16 protein-coding genes are annotated in these 24,391 nt (G+C 51.7%); 13 read left to right on the top strand and 3 right to left on the bottom strand.

The genetic code is table 11. The annotated features are described in order from the left end of the window. Positions 1 to 570 precede the first annotated feature (570 nt). Positions 571 to 3,240, top strand: a complete 2,670-nt coding sequence (gene rcsD / locus OGV74_RS14745) for a phosphotransferase RcsD (RefSeq protein ID WP_086504360.1) — start codon at positions 571 to 573, stop codon at positions 3,238 to 3,240. Between the two features lie 16 nt (positions 3,241 to 3,256). Continuing rightward, a complete protein-coding gene (gene rcsB / locus OGV74_RS14750; protein WP_003027592.1) occupies positions 3,257 to 3,907 on the top strand; it encodes a response regulator transcription factor RcsB in 651 nt (216 codons plus the stop codon). Positions 3,908 to 4,019: 112 nt separating this feature from the next. Here the strand turns inward: rcsB and rcsC are convergent, their stop codons facing one another. Further along, positions 4,020 to 6,866, bottom strand: a complete 2,847-nt coding sequence (gene rcsC, locus OGV74_RS14755; RefSeq protein WP_086504361.1) for a two-component system sensor histidine kinase RcsC — start codon at positions 6,864 to 6,866, stop codon at positions 4,020 to 4,022. A 168-nt stretch (positions 6,867 to 7,034) separates the two neighbouring features. Here rcsC and atoS point away from each other — a divergent pair, with 168 nt between their 5' ends. The 6 genes from atoS to OGV74_RS14785 all read left to right on the top strand — a co-directional run bounded on the left by atoS (position 7,035) and on the right by OGV74_RS14785 (position 14,294). Then, positions 7,035 to 8,867 carry a two-component system sensor histidine kinase AtoS gene (gene atoS / locus OGV74_RS14760; protein ID WP_286521035.1) on the top strand — a complete coding sequence of 611 codons (1,833 nt, stop codon included), beginning with the start codon at positions 7,035 to 7,037 and terminating at the stop codon, positions 8,865 to 8,867. Beyond that, the gene (atoC, locus tag OGV74_RS14765) at positions 8,864 to 10,249 is read left to right on the top strand and encodes an acetoacetate metabolism transcriptional regulator AtoC (protein ID WP_048218299.1); all 1,386 of its coding nucleotides are present in this window, start codon (positions 8,864 to 8,866) and stop codon (positions 10,247 to 10,249) included. Before atoS ends, atoC begins: the two co-directional genes overlap by 4 nt. A gap of 198 nt (positions 10,250 to 10,447) precedes the next feature. Next, the gene (atoD, locus tag OGV74_RS14770) at positions 10,448 to 11,107 is read left to right on the top strand and encodes an acetate CoA-transferase subunit alpha (RefSeq protein WP_086504362.1); all 660 of its coding nucleotides are present in this window, start codon (positions 10,448 to 10,450) and stop codon (positions 11,105 to 11,107) included. Positions 11,108 to 11,109: 2 nt separating this feature from the next. After that, positions 11,110 to 11,760, top strand: coding sequence for a 3-oxoacid CoA-transferase subunit B (locus OGV74_RS14775; protein ID WP_048218305.1), 651 nt, complete (start codon positions 11,110 to 11,112; stop codon positions 11,758 to 11,760). Beyond that, positions 11,757 to 13,079 (top strand): TIGR00366 family protein, encoded by a 1,323-nt coding sequence (locus OGV74_RS14780; RefSeq protein ID WP_048218308.1) that lies wholly within the window; start codon positions 11,757 to 11,759, stop codon positions 13,077 to 13,079. The genes OGV74_RS14775 and OGV74_RS14780 overlap by 4 nt, the downstream gene beginning before the upstream one ends. 30 nt (positions 13,080 to 13,109) lie before the next feature. Then, positions 13,110 to 14,294 (top strand): acetyl-CoA C-acetyltransferase, encoded by a 1,185-nt coding sequence (locus tag OGV74_RS14785; protein ID WP_086504363.1) that lies wholly within the window; start codon positions 13,110 to 13,112, stop codon positions 14,292 to 14,294. A 43-nt stretch (positions 14,295 to 14,337) separates the two neighbouring features. Here the strand turns inward: OGV74_RS14785 and gyrA are convergent, their stop codons facing one another. Beyond that, on the bottom strand, positions 14,338 to 16,974 hold the full coding sequence (gene gyrA, locus OGV74_RS14790; RefSeq protein ID WP_044701169.1) for a DNA topoisomerase (ATP-hydrolyzing) subunit A: 2,637 nt from the start codon (positions 16,972 to 16,974) through the stop codon (positions 14,338 to 14,340). A 158-nt stretch (positions 16,975 to 17,132) separates the two neighbouring features. Between gyrA and ubiG the strand changes: the two genes are divergently transcribed. From ubiG to yfaE, 4 genes are all read left to right on the top strand, one after another. Beyond that, positions 17,133 to 17,861 carry a bifunctional 2-polyprenyl-6-hydroxyphenol methylase/3-demethylubiquinol 3-O-methyltransferase UbiG gene (gene ubiG, locus OGV74_RS14795; RefSeq protein ID WP_003027601.1) on the top strand — a complete coding sequence of 243 codons (729 nt, stop codon included), beginning with the start codon at positions 17,133 to 17,135 and terminating at the stop codon, positions 17,859 to 17,861. A gap of 488 nt (positions 17,862 to 18,349) precedes the next feature. Further along, a complete protein-coding gene (nrdA, locus tag OGV74_RS14800) occupies positions 18,350 to 20,635 on the top strand; it encodes a class 1a ribonucleoside-diphosphate reductase subunit alpha (RefSeq protein WP_003027604.1) in 2,286 nt (761 codons plus the stop codon). Positions 20,636 to 20,745: 110 nt separating this feature from the next. After that, positions 20,746 to 21,876, top strand: a complete 1,131-nt coding sequence (nrdB, locus tag OGV74_RS14805; protein ID WP_003027605.1) for a class Ia ribonucleoside-diphosphate reductase subunit beta — start codon at positions 20,746 to 20,748, stop codon at positions 21,874 to 21,876. After that, complete coding sequence (gene yfaE / locus OGV74_RS14810) at positions 21,876 to 22,130, top strand: ferredoxin-like diferric-tyrosyl radical cofactor maintenance protein YfaE (RefSeq protein WP_003027609.1); 255 nt, start codon at positions 21,876 to 21,878, stop codon at positions 22,128 to 22,130. The genes nrdB and yfaE overlap by 1 nt, the downstream gene beginning before the upstream one ends. A gap of 3 nt (positions 22,131 to 22,133) precedes the next feature. Here the strand turns inward: yfaE and OGV74_RS14815 are convergent, their stop codons facing one another. After that, positions 22,134 to 23,324 carry an MFS transporter gene (locus OGV74_RS14815; RefSeq protein ID WP_286521037.1) on the bottom strand — a complete coding sequence of 397 codons (1,191 nt, stop codon included), beginning with the start codon at positions 23,322 to 23,324 and terminating at the stop codon, positions 22,134 to 22,136. Between the two features lie 162 nt (positions 23,325 to 23,486). Between OGV74_RS14815 and OGV74_RS14820 the strand changes: the two genes are divergently transcribed. Then, the gene (locus OGV74_RS14820; protein WP_086504364.1) at positions 23,487 to 24,365 is read left to right on the top strand and encodes a LysR family transcriptional regulator; all 879 of its coding nucleotides are present in this window, start codon (positions 23,487 to 23,489) and stop codon (positions 24,363 to 24,365) included. Positions 24,366 to 24,391 lie beyond the last annotated feature (26 nt).

Raw genomic sequence — 24,391 nt, forward strand, 5'->3', positions numbered from 1 at the left:
AAATATTAATACAAGGGAACTTTTTTAAAATCAAAAAATAGGCAAAATAAGCACAAATAATCAAGAATCATATTGATGCTATTTAAAATCAACAAGTTACAAGAAAAAATCTTATAGCACTGAATGACAAAAAAAAATCTTCACTCGCAACTAAAATAGACCCGCTATCATCATTAACTTTATTTATTACCGTCATTCATTTATGAATGTCTGTTTACCCCTATTTCAACCGAATGCTCAGCGTTCGGTTTTTTTTTACCCTTCTTTACACAAAACTTACCTTTCTGTGCTACCGATGCAAAACTATAACGACTATTAACTATCTCATAGCACTGCGCTCAGATATAAGCCTGACAAATAATTGATTGTTATTTAATGCTAAATGTATACTTTCCGTACGAATATTTGTACCCGCCGTTATCCACTGTACACCTTTGCACCGTCACGGGTGCAACCAAATGAGGCGTAAAAAATGCAACCTCTGCCGCGCGGTGTAAGTGTGGTAATTCATACATTACCCTTTATACTGCCCCTTCATCTTTCGCGTCGTTTAACAGGTCATAAACACGAATGAGTCAGTCTGACACAACGGTTTCCACCCGATTCTCCCTGTTGCCAGGAAGTATTACCCGTTTCTTCTTATTACTGATCGTTGTGCTGTTGGTGATGATGGGTGTTATGGTCCAGAGCGCCGTCAACACCTGGTTAAAAGATAAGAGCTATCAGATCGTCGATATTACCCATGCCATTCATAAAAGGGTCGATACCTGGCGATACGTGACCTGGCAAATCTATGACAATATTGCCGCCTCAACCAGTTCGCCGGGTGCAGAAGGGCTGCAGGAAACGCGTCTGAAACAAGATGTCTATTATCTTGAGAAGCCACGCAGAAAGACCGAGGCGCTGATTTTCGGCTCGCATGACAGTTCTACATTGGAAATGACCCAGCGCATTTCAACATATCTGGATACGTTGTGGGGCGCAGAGAATGTCCCATGGTCAATGTATTACCTGAATGGTCAGGACAACAGCCTGATCCTAATCTCGACGTTACCGCTGAAAGATCTTACCTCCGGTTTTAAAGAATCGACGATTGGGAATATTGTCGATTCCCGGCGCGCTGAGATGCTGCAACAGGCTAATGCGCTAGATGAACGTGAAAGCTTCTCTTCATTACGCCGTCTGGCCTGGCAGAACGGGCATTACTTCACGCTACGCACGACCTTTAATCAGCCAGGACATCTGGCAACGGTTGTCGCCTTTGACCTGCCGATTAATGACTTGATCCCGCCCGGTATGCCGCTGGACAGTTTCTATCTGGAACCTGATGCCACCTCAACGACCGAGCACCTGAATGAAAAAGAGTCGCCTGACAGCGTCAGCATTAATTTCAACAACAGTAAAATTGAGATCTCTTCGGCGCTAAACTCAACGGATATGCGGCTGGTATGGCAGGTTCCGTTTGGCTCATTGCTGCTCGACACATTGCAAAGCATTCTGCTACCGCTTTTGCTGAACATTGCGTTGCTGGCCCTGGCGCTATTTGGCTATACCACTTTTCGCCACCTCCCAGTCCGTTCCACCCAAGTGGCGCCAAACCTTGCGGCAAATAATGAACTGCGCGTTCTTCGCGCAATCAACGAAGAGATTGTTTCCCTTCTGCCGCTGGGATTACTGGTACACGATCAGGAAGCAAATCGTACGGTTATCAGCAACAAAATTGCCGATCACCTGCTGCCGCATTTAAATCTGCAAAACATTACCAACATGGCAGAGCAGCATCAGGGAATCATTCAGGCCACCATCAATAATGAACTGTATGAAATCAGACTGTTTCGCAGCCAGACCTCCCCGAGAACGCAGATCTTTATCATTCGTGACCAGGACCGCGAAGTGCTGGTCAATAAGAAGCTGAAACAAGCGCAGCGGCTGTATGAGAAAAATCAGCAGGCCCGCGCGGCCTTTATGCAGAATATTGGCAGCGCGCTGAAAGACCCCGCGAAAACGTTGGCTGCCAATGCCGCCGCGCTCAATACACCGGACAGCCAGAAACTGGCAAATCAGGCCGACGTTCTGGTGCGAATGGTGGACGAAATCCAGCTAGCCAACCTGCTGGAGAACGATGCCTGGAAAGGTGAATCCACACTGTTTTCCGTGCAGGCATTAATTGACGACGTAGTTCCGGAGGTTCTGCCAGCCATTAAGCGTAAGGGGCTGCAGCTACTGATTAAAAATCACCTTAGCGCCCATGATGAACGCCGTGGCGATCGCGATGCCTTGCGCCGTATTTTGCTGCTGTTGATCCAATATGCGGTAACCACCACGCAGATTGGTAAAATCACGCTGGAAGTCGACCAGGATGAGTCAGAGGCTGAACGCCTGACCTTCCGCATTCTGGATACCGGGCAAGGCGTCACATTGAATGAAGTTGATAATCTCCATTTCCCGTTCATCAATGACACGCAGGGCGATCGGTATGGCAAAGCCAACCCTCTGACGTTCTGGTTGTGCGATCAGTTAGCCCGTAAGCTTGGCGGACACCTTAATATCAAAGCGCGGGAAGAACTTGGAACACGTTATATCGTCCATGTTAAAATGCCGCTGCACGATCAACATGCTGATAGTGAAGAGCGCCTGTTGGATGACGTCTGCGTAATGGTTGATGTCACCTCAAATGACGTACGTAGCATTGTATTACGTCAGTTGGAAAACTGGGGGGCAACTTGCATCACGCCCGATGAACGGTTGAATAGTCAAGAATATGATCTCTTTTTAACGGATAATCCGTCTAATCTTACTGCTTCAGGCCTACTTTTAAGCGATGATGAGTCTGGCGTGCGGAAAATTGGCCCTGGCCAACTGCGCGTTAACTTTAATATGAGCAATGCTATGCAGGAAGCTGTCCTTGAGCTGATTGAAGAGCAACTGGCGCAAGAAGGGTTCCAGGAACTCCCCCTCGGCGGAGATGAAAACGCCGAACTTCATGCCAGTGGTTACTACGCTCTCTTTGTAGACACAGTACCGGATGATGTTAAGAGGTTGTATACTGAGGCGGCTATCAGCGATTTCGCTGCGTTAGCCCAAACGGCCCATCGCCTGAAAGGCGTGTTTGCCATGCTTAATCTGGTACCCGGCAAGCAGTTATGTGAAGCGCTGGAACATCTTATTCAAGAGAAAGATGCTCCAGGTATAGAAAAATACATCAGCGACATTGACGTTTACGTCAAGAGCTTGCTGTAGCAAGGTAGCCCAATACATGAACACTATGAACGTAATTATTGCCGATGACCACCCGATTGTACTGTTCGGTATTCGTAAATCACTTGAGCAAATCGAGTGGGTAAATGTTGTCGGCGAATTTGAAGACTCCACTGCACTGATCAACAATTTGCCTAAGTTGGATGCGCATGTGTTGATTACCGACCTCTCCATGCCGGGAGATAAATACGGTGATGGGATCACGTTAATTAAATATATCAAGCGTCATTTCCCGAGCCTGTCGATTATCGTTCTGACCATGAACAACAATCCGGCTATTCTGAGCGCGGTACTGGATCTCGATATTGAAGGGATCGTACTGAAGCAAGGTGCGCCAACCGATCTGCCTAAAGCGCTTGCCGCACTGCAGAAAGGTAAGAAATTCACCCCGGAAAGCGTGTCTCGTCTGCTGGAAAAAATCAGCGCCAGCGGCTACGGCGACAAACGTCTGTCACCGAAAGAGAGTGAAGTTCTGCGTCTGTTTGCCGAAGGTTTCCTGGTTACTGAAATCGCGAAAAAACTCAACCGCAGTATTAAAACCATCAGCAGCCAGAAAAAGTCGGCAATGATGAAACTCGGTGTGGAAAACGATATCGCCCTGTTGAATTACCTCTCTTCCGTAACGCTGAGTCCCTCAGACAAAGAGTAATTCTTTTAACACCAAAGTGCCTGATGGCACGCCGTTTATCAGGCCTACGAATGACACTGCGTGGTGCGTGTTCCGTAGGCCGGATAAGGCAAGCGCCGCCATCCGGCATCTGTTATTCCCGCGCCTTCCTCACCCTTTCCGCATAGACCGTCAGCGTTTGCTTCAATACATCCAATGTCACTGGCTTAGACAGACAGCTATCCATACCCGATTCCAGGCAACGCTGCTTCTCTTCGGCCAGCGCGTTGGCCGTCACGCCGACAACCGGCAGCGTTAACCCTAACTGGCGGATACGCTGGGTCAGGCGATAACCATCCATGTTTGGCATGTTGACGTCACTCAGCACAATGTCGATATGATTTTTGCTGAGCACATTGAGCGCATCCACACCGTCATTCGCGGTTTTACACTGATATCCCAACGATCCCAATTGATCGGCCAGTAAGCGCCGGTTTATAGGGTGATCGTCAACAACCAGGATCATCATGTCATCGTTCGTCGCACCGGCTTTATCCGGGGTTGGCAACGCCGTGGAGAGCTCTTCACTCCCCAACTCTACACTGTAGATATGTGCCAACAGCGCAGGCAGTTCGTGCGGTGACGCCACGCTGTGTACCCATTCTCCAGGCTCTCTTTCCAGCGGAATGCCAATATGTCGGCGGCAGAAAATCACCGCTGCTCGCCCCTGCCAGGCCTGTTCCAGCACATCGTCGGCCACCAACAGGTCATCCGCATCGGGCTGTTGTCCCTCATATCGCAGCACCGTCATCCCATTGCGCGTCAGGCTGGATTCGAGAAAATGGTACAGTGACGCATTACGTACTGCCAGCCAGCAACGCGTGCCAGCCAATCCTTCAACACCCTTTTTCAGCGGATACTGTGCGCCATAAAGCGGAATACGCAGCGTAAACTGGCTCCCCATTCCCGGCTCGGAATCGACGGAAATATCCCCATCCATCATGCTGATCAGTTTTTCACAGATCGCCAAACCAAGTCCCGTACCCTGGAAATTACGCTGTACGCCAGTCCCCACCTGGAAGAAAGGATCGAACAACCGAACCACCTCTTTGGCAGGGATCCCTACACCCGTATCACGCACTCGAATGCTCAGGTAGTCGCCGCTGCACTGCACGTGCAACACAATACAACCGGTATCGGTAAACTTGATTGCGTTACTCAGTAGATTAGAAATCACCTGTTGTAAACGCATCGGATCGCCATTCAGCGCCACAGGCACATCCGGATCGATAAAGCAGTACAACCCCAACTGCTTGCGGACCACCAGCGGCAAATAGTTAGCCGTAATATGGTTCATAACTTCACGCGGTGAAAACTCTCGCGGTTCAATCTTCAGCTGTTCAGATTCAATCTTTGAGAAGTCGAGAATATCGCTGATAATTTTCAGCAGCAGGCTGGAAGAGTTATTCATCGCCGTTACCAGACGATCCACCCCACTCGGTAACTCTTTGGTTTGCAACAAATCAAGGTTACCGATAATGCCATACAGCGGTGTACGTAGCTCATGGCTCACCGTCGCAAGGAACATCGATTTTGACTGGCTAGCCTGTTCCGCCGCCTGTGCCATCTCCTGCAACGACTCTTCCATTTTAACGCGCGCACTGACATCAACAAGGACACAAATTGCCACGTTTTCATTACGATAGCGCGAGTGCACAAAGCTGATTTGCAGATTGGTATTGTTGCTGGTCAGCACATCAACAAAATTGACCTGTTGGCCGCAAATAATTTGCGTTAACCGCTGACGGTCTTCATGCGTCAGCATGTTCAGATAGGTGTGCGCCAGTTCGTTACTCAGGATATTAATGCCATCCATCGTGCGCAGAATACAAATACCTACCGGCGCAGAAGCCACGATTTTACGGTTAAACTGCTCATGTTCTTCCAGCCGCTGAGCATCACTTTCCGCTGGAATAAAAATGCGCCGTTCATACATGCGCGTGAGCATAAACAATGCCGCCCCGACCAGCACGTTCAGCAAGATAGCGTTCAGGATCATCATGCGGATCCGCTCCAGTACCAGGTCGACAGGAACGGAGTACACGATGCTCAGGGAGGACGGAGGCAGATTTTTCTTCAATACCAGCTCGCGGAAACCCGGCGTGTAACCAAACCAGGAGCGCTCCTGCATCCAGTGGGGCTCAGCCTTAATATTCCCTTCAGGGCCGGTGAGAGAAATTAGCGCATGGCCATTTTCGTCGAAGATGGTCACGCCCATCGGTAAACTGCCCGGCGTGAAGAAATTCTCCATGCGAATAGGTTGCTCTACGCCCAACAGCGCCTGGAGACGATTGGCGAGGTAAACCGGCGTCAGTGCATAGAAATACCCTACTCCCGGACGCGGTCCCTGGCTAATCCAGAACAAGTTGTTGCCGTTTTCTTCTTGCGTAGCATTGCGATACTTAATAATGCGCTCATGCAGAGCCTTCAGGGCCTCGTCTCGTTCGACGGGCATATCACGCAAACCAAAATTGGCCATACAGAGGTTGTCGCTGCCGATCAGGAACACTCGATTTAAATCATAAGCGGCGGAAAAGTTGTCGCGCCAATAGCGCATAAACCATGCCAGTGATTCCAGAGAACCTCGCCAGGCGTTGCCCATTACGGAACAGTCGGAGTCGGCAAACAGCGGCTCAAAATTAGGCACGACGGTTTTATCGTCTCGCGCCCGCAACGACATCACGCCGTTTTCCGCCGTTAAGCGATTTTCGGCAATATATTTCAGCTCTTTAATCACATCAGAGGTGCGCTGAATGTAACGTTGGGCCTGATCGGAACTGAGATTAAGCTCCTGATGGATTTCAGACTCTCGCTGGTGCAGCGCATTCACAATGTAGAACACGGAGGCAAACGCAATCAGACACCAGATAACGAGCGCCAACGCTCTGAACAGGTAGCGTGAGACTTTTAGGGTTGAATGAACGGAAGCAAGGTATTTCAAAGGGGCGAAGCTCCGCCTCAGGGCATTAATAGAGTGTGGTTAAGGTAGCGGTAAATGTCCGGCGTCGCAATGCCCTCTCTTTACGGGAATATGATACACCGCTCTGAAACCATTGTCTTAACCCGTGATAATCGTCGTTTGCCTGAAAAACACTGCACGGATGTCAGAATGCGCGACCTGAGATGGCTGGCTCGTCGGTTATACCCACGACGATTACGCAACCAAATGATCATGATGGCCATTCTGATGGTCATCATTCCGACGATATCTATAGGCTATATCGTAGAAACTGAAGGCCGTTCAGCAGTCTTATCTGAAAAAGAGAAAAAACTTTCATCGGTGATAACCCTGCTAAACGATGCGCTAGGCGACCGCTTCAGTCACTACCCTGACCTGCCGCGTGAAGCGCGTATTCGCGCGCTTAATCATGAGTTGGGCCCCGTCACCGAACGGATTACGCAGGCGTTTCCCGGCATTGGCGCAGGGTATTACCACAAAGCGCTGGATGCCATTATCACCTATGCCCCCTCTGCGCTCTACCAAAGCAACGTCGGTATTACCATCACCGAGGATCATCCCGGACGCGAAGTGATGAGTAGCAACTCGCCAGTGGTCTATTCAGGGCGACAAGTACGCGGCGATATACTCAACTCCATGATCCCCATAGAGCGCCAGGGTGAAGTTATTGGCTATATCTGGGCCAATGAACTGACGGAAGATATCCGCCAACAGGCCTGGAAAATGGACGTCAGAATTATTGCTGTCCTGGTTGCCGGGCTCATCTGTAGCCTGCTGCTCATCGTGCATTTTTCACGCCGCCTCAGTGCGAATATCGACATTATCACCGATGGACTCTCAACGCTGGCACAAAAAACGCCTGCCCGATTGCCTGAACTCCCCGGCGAGTTGGGACAAATCAGCCGTAGCGTCAATGCGCTGGCGCAAACGCTACGAGAAACCAAAACCCTTAACGATCTGATTATTGAAAATGCTGCCGACGGCGTGATTGCCATCGACAGACAGGGTGACGTCACCACCATGAACCCGGCGGCAGAGCAGATAACCGGCTATACGCTGCATGAACTGGTTGGACAGTCTTACGCGACGCTCTTTGCCAACACGCAGTTTTATAGTCCGGTACTGGACACCCTTGAGCACGGTACTGAACATGTAGCCCAGGAGATTAGCTTTCCGGGACGTGAACGCACTATTGAAATCAGCGTCACCACGAGCAGGATCCATAACGCCCACGGCGAGCTGATTGGCGCACTGGTTATTTTCTCCGATTTAACCGCGCGTAAAGAGACCCAGCGTCGGCTGGCGCAAACTGAAAGGCTTGCCACCTTAGGTGAGCTGATGGCCGGCGTCGCACATGAAGTGAGAAATCCGCTGACCGCAATCCGTGGCTACGTCCAGATCATCCGCCAGCAAACCTCTCTGCCGGAGCATCAGGAATATTTATCTGTTGTGCTTAATGAAATTGATTCCATCAATAAAGTTATTCAACAACTGTTAGATTTCTCGCGACCGCGACAAAGCCAGTGGCAACAGATCCAGCTCAATGCGCTAATTGAAGAAACGCTAATTCTGGTGCAAACCGCTGGCCTTCAGGCACGGATCGCCTTTATAACGGAATTAGATCCCAGCCTGCCGCCGATCGTCGCCGATCGCGAGCTTCTCAAACAGGTGGTCCTCAATATTTTAATCAATGCGGTACAGGCGATCGCTGCACGAGGAGAAATTCGCACCTGGCAATACTCTGCCTCGCAACAGGCCGTGATGATTGAAGATAATGGCAACGGTATCGAACTCGCCATCCAGAAGAAAATATTCGATCCCTTTTTTACGACAAAAGCATCCGGCACCGGACTTGGACTGGCGCTGAGCCAGCGCATCATCAACGCGCATCAGGGGGATATCCACGTAACCAGCCAGCCTGGCTGCGGGGCGATATTCACCCTGATGTTGCCTCTTAACCCGCAGGGAAATCCGTCAGAATGAAAACGACCTACCGTATTCTCATCGTGGATGATGAAGACAATGTTCGCCGTATGCTTGCTACAGCATTTTCCCTGCAAGGGCATGAAACGCATTGTGCCAGCGACGGGAAAGCTGCGCTGAGCCTGTTTAGCGAAACGCAGCCAGATGTGGTGCTGATGGATATTCGTATGCCGGAAATGGATGGCATCGACGCACTGAAAGTCATGCGTGCGCAGCAACCACGGATCCCCGTCATTCTGATGACCGCCTACGCCGAAGTGGAAACCGCAGTAGAAGCTCTGCGCAGCGGCGCATTCGACTACGTGATTAAGCCCTTTGATCTCGACGAGCTAAGCATGGTGATTCAACGCGCATTGCAACTGCAGGAGATGAAACAGGAAATCCGCAATCTGCATAAAGCGTTGAGCACCAGCTGGCAATGGGGACATATTCTGACCAACAGCCCACGAATGATGGATATCTGTAAAGACACGGCGAAAATCGCCCTCTCACAGGCAAATGTCCTGATAAGCGGTGAAAGTGGCACAGGAAAAGAGCTGATCGCCCGCGCCATTCACTACAACAGCAAACGCGCCAACGGCCCGTTTATCAAAATCAACTGTGCCGCCCTGCCGGAATCGCTGCTGGAAAGCGAGCTGTTTGGTCACGAAAAAGGCGCGTTTACCGGGGCGCAGACGTTGCGCCAGGGGTTGTTCGAACGCGCTCATCAGGGAACGTTATTGCTTGATGAAATTGGTGAGATGCCGCTGGTGCTGCAGGCCAAACTGCTGCGTATTTTGCAGGAGAGAGAGTTTGAACGCATCGGCGGGCACCAGACCATTCGCGTTGATATTCGTATCGTCGCCGCCACTAACCGCTGCCTGCAAACGATGGTGAAGGAAGGAACGTTTCGCGAAGATCTGTTTTACCGACTCAACGTTATCCATCTGACTTTGCCTCCCTTACGCGAGCGTCGGGAAGACATTGCCTTATTAGCGAACCATTTTTTACAAAAATTCAGCTCTGAAAATCAGCGAGATATTATCGAGATCGACCCGACGGCGATGTCGATTCTCACCGCCTGGCCCTGGCCGGGTAATATTCGCGAACTGTCAAACGTCATCGAGCGTGCAGTTGTGATGAATACCGGCGCGGTGATCTTTGCCGACGATCTCCCCGACCCGTTCCGCAGCCCGGTTAGCGCAATGACAGAGACAAAACCAACTTACTCCGGGGAACGCAATCTGAAAGAAGAGATTAAGCGTGAAGAAAAACGCATTATCCTCGAAGTCCTCGATAATCAGGACGGCAATCGTACCCGCACGGCGTTGATGCTGGGGATTAGCCGTCGCGCTCTGATGTATAAATTACAAGAGTACGGCATCGACCCATCGGGTTCCTGATACGCTAATTTGCTATGCAGAATTTTGCACACTGCGCAAAACTCTGCATAGTCCCCTCATCTTCCCCCCAGCAAAATAAGAAAAATTATCATTTAATTTCAATGCGTTAAATAATCTCATTTCACCTTTATCATTCTGGCACCCTGCTTGCAATTCCCTGAACGTACCCAAAATGGAGTATGCAAAAAGGGAAACATAATGAAAACAAAACTGATTACCTTACAAGACGCTGCGGGCTTCTTTCGTGACGGCATGACCATCATGGTCGGTGGTTTTATGGGGGTTGGCACACCACCTCGTCTGGTTGAAGCCCTGCTGGAATCCGGCGTCCGGGATCTGACGCTAATTGCTAACGATACCGCCTTTGTCGATACCGGTATCGGCCCCCTGATCGTCAATGGGCGGGTCAGCAAAGTGATTGCCTCACACATTGGCACCAACCCGGAAACGGGTCGCCGCATGATCGCCGGTGAAATGGACGTTCAACTGGTTCCGCAAGGTACCCTGATCGAGCAAATCCGCTGCGGCGGCGCGGGTCTTGGCGGCTTTCTGACGCCCACCGGCGTCGGCACCGTCGTGGAAGATGGCAAACAGACCATGACGCTCGAGGGTAAAACCTGGCTGCTTGAACGCCCATTGCGCGCCGATTTAGCGCTTATTCGCGCCCACCGGGCTGACATGCTTGGCAACCTCACCTATCAGCTCAGCGCCCGTAACTTTAACCCTCTAATTACTCTCGCCGCTGACATCACGCTGGTTGAACCGGATGAAATGGTTGAAACAGGTGAGCTGCAGCCTGACCAGATTGTTACCCCCGGCGCCGTTATCGACCATATCGTCATTCCACAGGAGAGCTAATCATGGATGCTAAACAACGTATTGCGCGCCGTGTGGCGCAAGAGCTTCGCGATGGCGATATCGTTAACTTAGGTATCGGCCTGCCAACCATGGTAGCCAATTATTTGCCCGCGGATATTCACATTACGCTGCAATCCGAGAACGGTTTTCTGGGACTGGGTCCTGTCACCACCGCGCATCCTGACCTGGTGAACGCGGGCGGTCAACCGTGCGGTATTTTGCCGGGCGCGGCGATGTTTGATAGCGCCATGTCATTTGCGTTGATTCGCGGCGGTCACGTTGATGCCTGTGTGCTTGGCGGGCTGCAGGTCGATGAGCAGGCTAACCTCGCCAACTGGGTGGTTCCCGGAAAAATGGTACCCGGCATGGGTGGCGCAATGGATCTGGTAACCGGTGCGCGTAAAGTCATTATCGCCATGGAACATTGCGCGAAAGACGGCTCAGCGAAAATCCTGCGTCAATGCACCATGCCGCTTACTGCGCAACATGCTGTGCACATGCTGGTCACTGAGCTTGCCGTATTTCGCTTTATTGACGGCAAGATGTGGCTGACTGAAGTCGTCGAAGGATGCGACATCGCCACGCTGCGTGAAAAAACCGAAGCCCATTTTGATATTGCCGACGATCTTCGCATCCTGCGAGGTGACGCATGATTGGCCGCATCGCTCGCTTTATGACGCGGGTGGTCAGCCGCTGGCTGCCCGATCCGCTGATTTTCGCCATGTTGTTAACGTTGCTGACCTTTGGCATCGCGTTATGGTTAACGCCGCAGACGCCCATCAGCATGGTGAAGTTCTGGGGTGACGGTTTCTGGAACCTGCTGGCGTTTGGTATGCAGATGGCGCTGATCATCGTAACCGGCCATGCGTTAGCCAGTTCCGGGCCGGTGAAAAGCCTGCTGCGTACGGCGGCATCTGCCGCCAAAACCCCCGCACAGGGCGTAATGTTGGTCACTTTTTTTGGTTCGGTGGCCTGCGTGATTAACTGGGGATTTGGTCTGGTGGTCGGGGCGATGTTCGCCCGCGAAGTCGCCCGTCGGGTACCGGGTTCCGATTATCCGTTATTGATTGCCTGCGCTTATATCGGGTTTTTGACCTGGGGTGGCGGTTTCTCTGGCTCAATGCCTTTGCTGGCGGCAACGCCCGGTAACCCGGTCGAGCACGTAGCGGGCCTGATTCCTGTCGCGGATACTCTCTTCACCGGCTTCAATATCTTCATCACCGTGGCGCTAATTGTGGTGATGCCGTTCATTACACGCATGATGACGCCAAAACCTTCAGACGTGGTGAGCATCGATCCAAAACTGTTACTGGAAGAAGCAGATTTTCAGAAGAAACTGCCGCCAGATGCGCCACCATCTGAAAAACTGGAAGAGAGCCGCATTCTGGCGCTGATCATCGGGGCATTAGGCATTGCCTATCTGGGCATCTACTTTGCCGAGAAAGGTTTCAACATCACCATCAATACCGTCAACCTGATGTTTATGATTGCCGGTCTGCTGCTGCACAAAACGCCGATGGCCTATATGCGCGCGGTCAGCGCTGCCGCACGGAGCACCGCCGGAATTCTGGTGCAATTCCCCTTCTACGCGGGCATTCAGTTGATGATGGAGCACTCCGGTCTCGGTGGGCTCATTACCGAGTTTTTCATCAACGTTGCCAACAAAGATACCTTCCCGCTGATGACCTTCTTCAGTTCAGCACTGATTAACTTTGCCGTGCCATCCGGCGGTGGCCATTGGGTTATTCAGGGACCGTTCGTCATGCCTGCCGCTCAAGCTCTGGGTGCCGATCTTGGCAAATCTGTCATGGCCATCGCCTACGGAGAGCAATGGATGAATATGGCACAGCCGTTCTGGGCACTCCCTGCTCTGGCCATCGCCGGATTGGGGGTACGCGACATCATGGGGTACTGCATCACCGCCCTGCTCTTCTCCGGCGTCATTTTTGTTATTGGATTGACCTTGTTCTGACGGCAACCTCTTATTTAAAGGAACTGAAAAATGAAAAACTGTGTCATCGTCAGCGCGGCTCGTACCGCAATCGGCAGTTTTAACGGCGCACTGGCAACTACGGGGGCCGTCGAGCTTGGAGCAACCGTCATTAGAGCCGCTCTTGAACGCGCTCACCTTGACCCACAGCGCGTGGACGAGGTGATTATGGGCAACGTGTTGCAGTCAGGGCTCGGGCAAAACCCGGCGCGTCAGGCATTATTAAAAAGCGGTCTGTCCGACACCATTTGCGGCTTTACCGTTAACAAAGTGTGCGGCTCTGGTCTGAAAAGCGTGGCGCTTGCCGCCCAGGCAATCAAAGCGGGACAAGCCCAGGCGATCGTCGCGGGGGGGATGGAAAACATGAGCCTGGCCCCCTACCTGTTAGACGCGAAAGCCCGTTGGGGATATCGCCTTGGCGACGGGCAATTGTCTGACGTCATTCTGCGCGATGGACTGATCTGCGCCGAGCATGGTTACCATATGGGGATCACCGCAGAAAATGTTGCCAAAGAGTATGGCATCAGCCGCGAAATGCAGGATGAACTGGCTCTGCAGTCACAGCGTAAAGCCGTTGCCGCAATCGAATCTGGCGCATTTCAGGCTGAAATCGTGCCCGTGAGCGTGTCATCACGGAAGAAAACCATAATTTTTGATCGTGACGAATTCCCCAAAGCTGACTCGACGGCAGAAGGTCTCGCCGCCTTACGTCCTGCCTTCGATAAAGCAGGAAGCGTCACCGCAGGTAACGCTTCAGGGATTAACGACGGCGCGGCGGCATTAGTGATAATGGAAGAGTCTGCGGCACTGGCGGCAGGGTTAAAACCGCTGGCGCGGATCAAAGCCTGGGCCAGCGGCGGCGTGGCACCTGCTATGATGGGAATGGGGCCGGTTCCAGCCACCCAAAAAGCGTTACAACTGAGCGGGCTGCAACTGTCCGATATCGATCTTATTGAAGCCAACGAAGCCTTTGCCGCGCAGTTCCTTGCCGTCGGCAAAACGCTGGGGTTCGATCCGCAAAAGGTTAACGTCAACGGCGGGGCAATTGCGCTGGGACATCCTATTGGTGCCAGCGGTGCGCGAATTCTGGTTACGCTGCTACATGCGCTACAGGCACGGGATCAAACGCTTGGACTTGCCACGCTGTGCATTGGCGGCGGTCAGGGAATCGCGATGATCGTGGAGCGCATGAACTAAAAAAAAGGGCCGGAGTTCTCCGGCCCTTCTTATTACGTTTTAATTACTCTTCAGCGTCATCCGCTGCATCGTCATCGCTTTCCGCTTCAGGCGCGATATCCTCGTCACCTTCAGCTGCACTTCCGTCAATGGAGTCGAGCTCTTCATCATCAACCGGTTCAGCAACGCGTTGCAGACCCACAACGTTTTCGTCTTCCGCAGTACGGATAAGGATAACACCCTGGGTATTACGCCCTACCACGCTGATTTCCGACACGCGAGTACGTACCAGCGTACCTGCATCGGTGATCATCATGATCTGGTCGGTATCTTCAACCTGTACTGCGCCAACAACGGAGCCATTACGCTCGGTGACTTTGATGGAGATAACACCCTGCGTGCCACGAGACTTGGTTGGGTATTCGCTTTCCGCTGTACGCTTACCGTAACCGTTCTGCGTGACGGTCAGGATTGCCCCTTCACCGCGTGGAACGATCAGGGAAACAACGGAGTCTTCACCGGCCAGTTTGATCCCGCGAACACCGGTCGCCGTACGACCCATCGCGCGAACTGCGTTCTCTTTAAAACGCACCACTTTACCGGCAGCAGAGAACAGCATAACTTCGTCATTACCGGACGTCAGATCAACGCCAATCAGTTCGTCGCCTTCGTTCAGGTTGACGGCGATAATACCGGCAGAACGCGGACGGCTGAATTCGGTCAATGCCGTTTTCTTCACGGTACCGCTGGCGGTTGCCATGAAGACGTTGACGCCCTCTTCGTACTCGCGTACCGGCAGAATTGCGGTGATACGTTCGTTCGCTTCCAGCGGTAGCAGGTTAACGATTGGACGTCCACGCGCACCACGGCTCGCTTCCGGCAGTTGATAAACCTTCATCCAGTACAGACGACCACGGCTGGAGAAGCAGAGGATCGTGTCATGGGTGTTGGCCACCAGCAGGCGGTCGATAAAGTCTTCTTCTTTAATGCGTGCTGCAGATTTGCCTTTACCGCCACGACGCTGCGCTTCGTAATCGGTTAACGGCTGATATTTCACGTAGCCCTGATGAGACAAGGTCACGACAACATCTTCCTGGTTAATCAGATCTTCGATGTTGATGTCAGCGCTGTTCGCGGTAATTTCGGTCCGACGAGCGTCACCGAACTGTTCACGAATCAGCTCCATCTCTTCACGGATAACTTCCATCAGACGATCTGCGCTGCCCAGAATGTGCAGCAGTTCAGCGATCTGTTCCAGCAGCTCTTTGTATTCGTCGAGCAGTTTTTCGTGCTCAAGGCCGGTCAGTTTCTGCAAACGCAGATCCAGAATAGCCTGAGCCTGCTGTTCAGTCAGATAGTACTGACCGTCACGCACGCCAAATTCCGGCTCCAGCCATTCAGGACGCGCGGCGTCATCACCAGCACGTTCCAGCATGGCGGAAACGTTGCCCAGTTCCCACGAACGCGCAACCAGCGCGGCTTTCGCTTCTGCCGGGGTCGGCGCACGACGGATCAGTTCAATGATCGGATCGATGTTCGCCAGCGCAATTGCCAGCGCTTCAAGGATGTGCGCACGGTCGCGGGCTTTACGCAGTTCAAAAATAGTACGACGAGTTACGACTTCACGGCGGTGACGTACGAACGCGGCAATAATATCTTTCAGGTTCATGATCTTCGGCTGGCCATGGTGCAATGCAACCATGTTGATACCGAAGGAAACCTGCAATTGGGTCTGGGAGTAAAGGTTGTTCAGAACCACTTCCCCGACCGCATCGCGTTTCACTTCAATCACGATGCGCATACCGTCTTTGTCAGACTCGTCACGCAGCGCGCTGATGCCTTCTACGCGTTTGTCTTTTACCAGTTCGGCGATTTTCTCGATCAGGCGCGCTTTGTTTACCTGATACGGAATTTCGTGGACGATGATGGTTTCACGACCCGTTTTGGCATCTGCTTCGACTTCCGCGCGTGCGCGAATGTACACTTTGCCACGACCGGTACGGTAGGCTTCTTCGATACCACGACGACCGTTGATGATCGCTGCAGTCGGGAAGTCCGGACCCGGAATATGTTCCATCAGCCCTTCAATGCTGATGTCTTCATCGTCAATATATGCCAGACAGCCGTTGATCACTTCAGTCAGGTTGTGCGGCGGAATGTTGGTCGCCATACCTACCGCGATACCGGACGAACCGTTCACCAGCAGGTTAGGAATTTTGGTCGGCATGACATCAGGAATTTGTTCGGTGCCGTCGTAGTTATCGACGAAATCAACCGTTTCTTTTTCCAGGTCAGCCATCAGCTCATGGGCGATTTTCGACATACGGATTTCCGTATAACGCATCGCCGCTGCGGAGTCGCCATCGACAGAACCAAAGTTACCCTGACCATCTACCAGCATGTAACGCAAGGAGAATGGCTGCGCCATACGAACAATGGTGTCGTAAACGGCGATATCACCATGAGGGTGGTATTTACCGATTACGTCACCAACGACACGGGCAGATTTTTTATAGGCTTTATTCCAGTCGTTGCCCAATACGTTCATGGCGTAAAGTACGCGACGGTGAACCGGCTTCAGGCCATCTCGGACGTCTGGCAGCGCACGGCCAACAATGACCGACATCGCATAATCCAGATAGGAGCTCTTCAGCTCTTCCTCAATGTTGACCGGTGTAATTTCTCTCGCAAGGTCGCTCATCTAACCGCTATCCCTCTACTGTATCCCGGATTCAAAGGTCGCAAATTATAACACATACGTGAAGATTCAGGTAAATGGATTCCCCCTGACAGAGGCTTTATTCATCCCGTCAGGCTGATATACTCATTTGCATCGCAAATTTAGGAGTAGAAGCCCCAATGAATGCCGAAAAACCCCCGGTTACTCACAACGTTGACCATGAAGAAATTGCCAAGTTTGAAGCAGTCGCGTCACGCTGGTGGGATCTTGAGGGTGAATTTAAGCCACTGCACCGTATTAACCCGCTGCGTCTGGGCTACATTACTGAACGCTCAGGCGGCCTGTTTGGTAAAAAGGTTCTCGATGTCGGCTGCGGCGGCGGCATTCTGGCGGAAAGCATGGCGCGCGAAGGCGCAACCGTCACCGGGCTGGACATGGGCTTTGAACCGTTACAGGTCGCAAAACTGCATGCGCTGGAGAGCGGCATCCAGGTGGAGTACGTACAAGAAACTGTCGAAGAACATGCGGATAAGCATGCGCATCAGTATGACGTTGTGACCTGCATGGAAATGCTGGAGCACGTACCAGATCCGCAGTCGGTGGTCAGGGCCTGCGCCAGACTGGTTAAACCGGGCGGCGAAGTCTTTTTTTCCACGCTTAACCGCAACGGCAAATCCTGGCTGATGGCGGTGGTCGGAGCGGAATATATTCTGCGGATGGTGCCGAAAGGCACGCATGATGTGAAAAAATTCATTAAGCCCGCTGAACTGTTAGAGTGGGTTGACCAGACCGTGTTGAAAGAGCGTCATATGACCGGCCTGCACTACAACCCCATCACCAACACCTTCAAACTCGGTCCGGGCGTTGATGTGAACTATATGGTGCATACCACCGCCAAAAGCGAATAAACCTGCGCTCATGGCCTTATGACGCTGGATTGTAGGCCGGATAAAGCGCGCCAGCGCCGCCATCCGGCACGACTCCGGGCTTTGACGCCTGATGGCGTTTCGCTTATCAGGCCTGCGTTATTACGCATCGCCTACTAATCCTGAGTAGTACCGGTACAGCAATTTTTGCGCCAGATCATAAGAACTTTCCTTACCTTAGATGAAGAAATCAGCACTCGATCAAAATTTCTATTTTTTTTCTCAATTATTGACATCCCCGCCAGGCCTTATAAGACGCGCACTTAGCGATTCTCACCCTTTTGCAACCTCAATTTAACCTCAAAATCAACTCTTGTGCTGAAAAGAATCCCTACTAGAATACTCACCATATAGCGTCTATTTTATCAAACAACCCCTACATATAGTATTTATCCACAGACTTAGTCACAACATGACTCTGTGGATAATATGGGGGATATTTTTTCTTTCACGGACAGGTAAAAAACCACATGAATCAGAGTCTGCTGGTGACAAAGCGTGATGGTAGTACAGAGCGCATCAATCTCGACAAAATCCACCGAGTTCTGGATTGGGCGGCAGAAGGACTGAATAACGTATCGATCTCTCAGGTCGAGCTGCGCTCCCACATTCAGTTTTATGACGGTATCAAGACCTCCGATATCCATGAAACAATCATCAAAGCTGCCGCCGACCTGATCTCCCGCGAAGCGCCGGATTATCAGTATCTGGCCGCCCGTCTGGCGATTTTCCATCTGCGCAAAAAAGCCTACGGCGAGTTTGAACCGCCAAAACTGTTTGACCATGTCGTGAAAATGGTTGAAATGGGCAAATACGACAATCATCTGCTGGAAGACTACACGGAAGAAGAGTTCAAGCAGATGGACTCGTTCATCGTACACGATCGTGATATGACCTTCTCCTACGCTGCGGTGAAGCAGTTAGAAGGCAAATATCTGGTGCAAAACCGTGTTACCGGTGAGATCTATGAAAGCGCACAGTTCCTCTACATTCTGGTAGCAGCCTGCCTGTTTTCTAACTATCCGCGTGAAACACGTCTGCAATATGTAAAACGTTTCTACGACGCTGTTTCTACGTTCAAAATCTCGCTGCCGACGCCGATTATGTCCGGCGTGCGTACCCCAACGCGTCAGTTCAGCTCCTGCGTACTGATCGAGTGCGGCGACAGCCTTGACTCCATCAACGCAACCTCCAGCGCGATTGTGAAATACGTTTCTCAGCGTGCCGGTATCGGCATTAACGCCGGTCGCATCCGTGCGCTGGGTAGCCCGATTCGCGGCGGTGAAGCGTTCCACACTGGCTGTATTCCGTTCTACAAGCATTTCCAGACTGCGGTGAAATCCTGCTCTCAGGGTGGCGTACGCGGCGGTGCAGCCACGCTGTTCTACCCAATGTGGCACCTGGAAGTTGAAAGCCTGCTGGTCCTGAAAAACAACCGTGGCGTCGAAGGCAACCGCGTTCGTCACATGGACTACGGCGTACAAATCAACAAGTTGATGTACACCCGCCTGCTGAAAGGCGGCGACATCACCCTGTTCAGTCCGTCCGACGTTCCGGGCCTGTATGATGCGTTCTTCGCCGATCAGGACGAATTCGAACGTCTGTATACCCAATATGAAAACGACGACAGCATCCGCAAACAGCGCGTGAAAGCGGTTGAGCTGTTCTCACTGATGATGCAGGAACGTGCCTCTACCGGCCGTATTTACATTCAGAACGTGGACCACTGCAACACCCACAGCCCGTTCGATCCGGTTGTCGCGCCAGTGCGCCAGTCCAACCTGTGCCTGGAAATCGCCCTGCCGACCAAACCGCTGACCGACGTTAACGACGAAAACGGTGAAATCGCTCTGTGTACGCTGTCCGCATTTAACCTGGGCGCTATCGAAAGTCTGGACGAACTGGAAGAATTGGCCGTACTGGCGGTACGTGCGTTGGATGCGTTGCTCGATTACCAGGATTATCCGATTCCGGCCGCCAAACGCGGTGCGATGGGGCGTCGTACGCTGGGTATTGGCGTTATCAACTATGCCTACTGGCTGGCGAAAAACGGTAAACGCTACTCTGACGGCAGCGCCAATAACCTGACTCACAAAACCTTTGAAGCGATTCAGTATTACCTGCTGAAAGCGTCTAACGAGCTGGCGAAAGAGCAAGGCGCATGCCCGTGGTTTAACGAAACCACCTATGCGAAAGGCATTCTGCCGATCGATACCTATAAAAAAGACCTGGATGCTATCGTCAGCGAATCCCTGCATTACAACTGGGAAAGCCTGCGCGAATCAATTAAAACTCACGGTCTGCGTAACTCCACGCTCTCCGCTCTGATGCCGTCCGAGACCTCTTCGCAGATCTCCAACGCCACCAACGGTATTGAACCACCACGCGGTTACGTGAGCATCAAAGCATCGAAAGATGGAATTCTGCGTCAGGTCGTGCCGGACTACGAACACCTGCACGACGCATATGAACTGCTGTGGGAAATGCCGAACAACGACGGCTACCTGCAGCTGGTAGGTATCATGCAGAAATTTATCGATCAGTCGATTTCTGCCAACACCAACTACGATCCGTCGCGCTTCCCGTCCGGAAAAGTACCGATGCAGCAGTTGCTGAAAGACCTGCTCACCGCCTACAAATTTGGTGTCAAAACGCTGTATTATCAGAACACCCGTGACGGTGCGGAAGACTCTCAGGACGATCTGGTACCGTCCATTCAGGACGATGGCTGCGAAAGCGGCGCATGTAAGATTTAATCTTTTGCCGGGTGGCGTAGCGCTTACCCGGCCTACAAATTAATTCGCGGTATTGTAGGCCGGATAAGCAAAGCGCATCCGGCAGTACATTCCAGACAGGATTCACATCAATGGCATACACCACTTTTTCACAGACGAAAAATGATCAGCTTCTGGAACCGATGTTCTTCGGCCAGCCGGTGAACGTCGCCCGCTACGATCAGCAAAAATATGACATCTTTGAAAAACTGATCGAAAAGCAACTCTCTTTCTTCTGGCGTCCGGAAGAAGTCGATGTTTCTCGCGATCGTATCGATTTCCAGGCACTGCCGGAACATGAAAAACATATCTTCATCAGCAACCTGAAGTATCAGACGCTGCTGGACTCCATTCAGGGACGTAGTCCAAACGTCGCGCTGCTGCCGTTAATCTCGATCCCTGAACTGGAAACCTGGGTGGAAACGTGGGCGTTTTCTGAAACAATCCATTCCCGCTCCTACACTCATATTATTCGCAATATCGTTAACGATCCGGCGGTGGTGTTTGACGATATCGTCACTAATGAGCAAATCCAGAAACGCGCAGAAGGTATTTCCAGCTACTACGACGAATTGATCGAGATGACCAGCTACTGGCATTTGCTCGGTGAAGGTACGCATACCGTTAATGGCAAAACGGTTGTCGTAAACCTGCGTGAGCTGAAGAAGAAGCTGTATCTGTGCCTGATGAGCGTCAACGCGCTGGAAGCGATCCGCTTTTATGTCAGCTTCGCCTGCTCCTTCGCATTCGCCGAACGTGAACTGATGGAAGGCAACGCGAAAATTATTCGTCTGATCGCCCGCGACGAAGCCCTGCATCTGACCGGTACTCAGCATATGCTGAACCTTCTGCGCAGCGGTGTAGACGATCCGGAGATGGCGGAAATTGCCGAAGAGTGCAAACAAGAATGTTACGACCTGTTCGTACAGGCCGCGCTGCAGGAAAAAGAGTGGGCGGACTATCTGTTCCGTGATGGCTCAATGATTGGCCTGAATAAAGACATTCTGTGCCAGTACGTTGAGTACATCACCAACATCCGTATGCAGGCTGTCGGACTCGATCTGCCATTCCAGACACGCTCTAACCCGATCCCTTGGATCAATACCTGGCTGGTGTCTGACAACGTCCAGGTCGCACCGCAGGAAGTGGAAGTCAGCTCTTATCTGGTCGGCCAGATCGATTCGGAAGTTGATACTGACGATCTGAGTAACTTCCAGCTCTGATGGGCCGCGTGACTTTGCGCATCTCTGGCACACAACTGCTGTGCCAGGATGAACATCCTTCCCTACTTGCCGCACTCGAGTCGCACGATGTTGAAGTCGAATATCAGTGTCGTGAAGGCTACTGCGGCTCCTGTCGTACCCGCCTGGTGGCGGGACAGGTTGACTGGATTGCAGAACCTCTGGCCTTCATTCAACCGGGTGAAATATTGCCCTGCTGTTGCCGGGCAAAAGGCGATATTGAAATAGAGCTGTAGTGTTTAGTGGACTTCATGCGCGGAGACCAGTACCACGTTTCCGCGTTTTTTCATCTGTATGATATACAGCGCCCCAGCCAGCACCACCAGTAAAGCCCCAACCAGATAAATCGCCCGATACCCCACGCCTTCAACCATCATCCCCATGATAAACGCCCCAATCGCCATTCCCGCGTCCATCGCATTGAAAAACAGCGAATTGGCAACACCGATTTTGTGCGGTTCCACTGAACTAATAATTTGTGTCTGAAATACCGGCGTAACCGAACCGTAACCAATACCGATTAATCCACCGGAAATAATCATCATGATGCTGCCGTTGGTATAGCCCAGCGCTACCAGCCCGGCAGTAAAGGCGAACAAGCACGGATAGACCACGTATTTCGGCCCTTTTTTATCACAAATATTGCCGGTAAAGGTTCGACAAATCATCAGGCAAATGGCGTAGCACAGCAGGAAGTTACTGGCCGCCGCCATCAGATCTAACTCCCGGGCATACAGTGCCAGGAAGGCTGAAACGCCTGCGTAAGAGAAGGTCATGAAAAACGTCACCAGTGCGAAAGGCAGCGCGGCGCGATCAAACATTGCCGCAAACCCGAGCTTCGGTTTAGAGCCGTCAGCATGGCGAATGACCGGCGGCACCGCGACAATAAAAGACAGAATGATACCCAGTGCGGCAACCGCGCTACACAGCCAGAATGCCTGAGTAAAAGCCTCCCAGCGCGCCATGTTCAGGCCCACCCACGGCCCCACAACCATTGCCAGTCCCATTGCTAGCGAGAAAAAACTGATGCCCTCCCCACGTCGGGAGGCCGGTATCAGCCGCGTGGAAATCGTTCCTTTTACCGTGGTAATAACGCCAAACGTCACACCATGAAGCACCCGAATAAACAGCAGTGATTCAATTGATTGGCAAACAGGATACAGCGCGGTGACCACCAAAAAGGCCAGAGAAGAGAGCATCAGAATCGTTTTATTCGAATATTTTCCCACCCATTGTCCCGCAAACGGACGTACAACAATTGCGGCCCCCAAAAAGAAGGTGACGAGCAAGCCTGCCTTATCAGGGGTGGCATGCAGGCGATCCGAAATATAAATCGGTAATAGCGTGAGCAAAACATAAAAAACGAAGAATATAATGAAGCTGATAATCGTTATTGCCCAAAAATCCTTCGTCCACAGTTTTTCTTTCATATTCGACAACCTTGTCCAGACGGCGCACGCAGGCAACGCTCAGCACAACTGAACGACGGACAAGTGCGTCAAAATGTGAGTTAAACACCAGAACATTAGTATAAATAGGCTCATGATATTAGAGAAATTAATCGTTTTAATATTGTTAATTAGAAGAAACTAATGACACTAACCCAGATCCACGCCTTGCTTGCCGTGCTTGAGTTCGGCGGTTTTACCGAAGCCAGCAAGCGGCTGTACATGACCCAGTCCGCCGTGAGTCAGGCAATTTCAGCACTAGAGGAAGAGCTGGGCGTTGATATTTTAATCCGCGAACGCCGCAAAGACATTCAACTCACCCCGGCGGGAAACCGGATCGTGCCACGCCTGCGAGCCATCGTGTCAGAAACCAACGCGGTGAAAGAAATTGCCGAACAGGAACGACAAAACCCAGCCCGAACCCTACGTATCGGCTGTTTTCCCAGCGCCTGCGCCTGCATTTTACCAGGCATCATCCGCCACTTTGAACAGCAGCATCCGCACATCAAAATTATCCCCTTCGAAGAGAACAGCCCGGCGATCGTTGATTCCCTGCGCAGCGGGGATATCGATGCTGGATTTGTGCATTTCCCGGTAAATGGCATGTACTGCGTACCGGTCTACCGCGATAAATTTACCGTGGTGGTTCCCGAAAGCCACCCGCTGGCAGTCACTAGCACGATTTCAGTGGAGCAACTAGTGGGAGAACCGCTGATTATCAGCAAAGGTCGCTATGAATTAAGCATCATGACGCTGTTTAAAGAGAAAGGAATTGAGCCGGTCATTAAATACGAATTTAACCATCCGGATACCGCGATGAGTTTTATTCGTCAGGGACTGGGTATTGCGTTATTACCGGAGTTAACGCTGAAAGCCGTTGGCGGGGAGATACGCTCAGTGGCGCTGGAGCCGACGTTCTATCGACAGATATCGTTACTGGCAAAAGAGCCGCCAGTGGACGGCAGCCCTTTATTTCTCCTGCAGGCATGTAGGAAAACGTTAACAGTAGACGGCCTTATCTAGCAGTTAATAACGTTTCGTCCAATAAG

This window comes from Citrobacter sp. Cf116, assembly GCF_030336505.1.
Lineage (GTDB): Bacteria > Pseudomonadota > Gammaproteobacteria > Enterobacterales > Enterobacteriaceae > Citrobacter > Citrobacter freundii.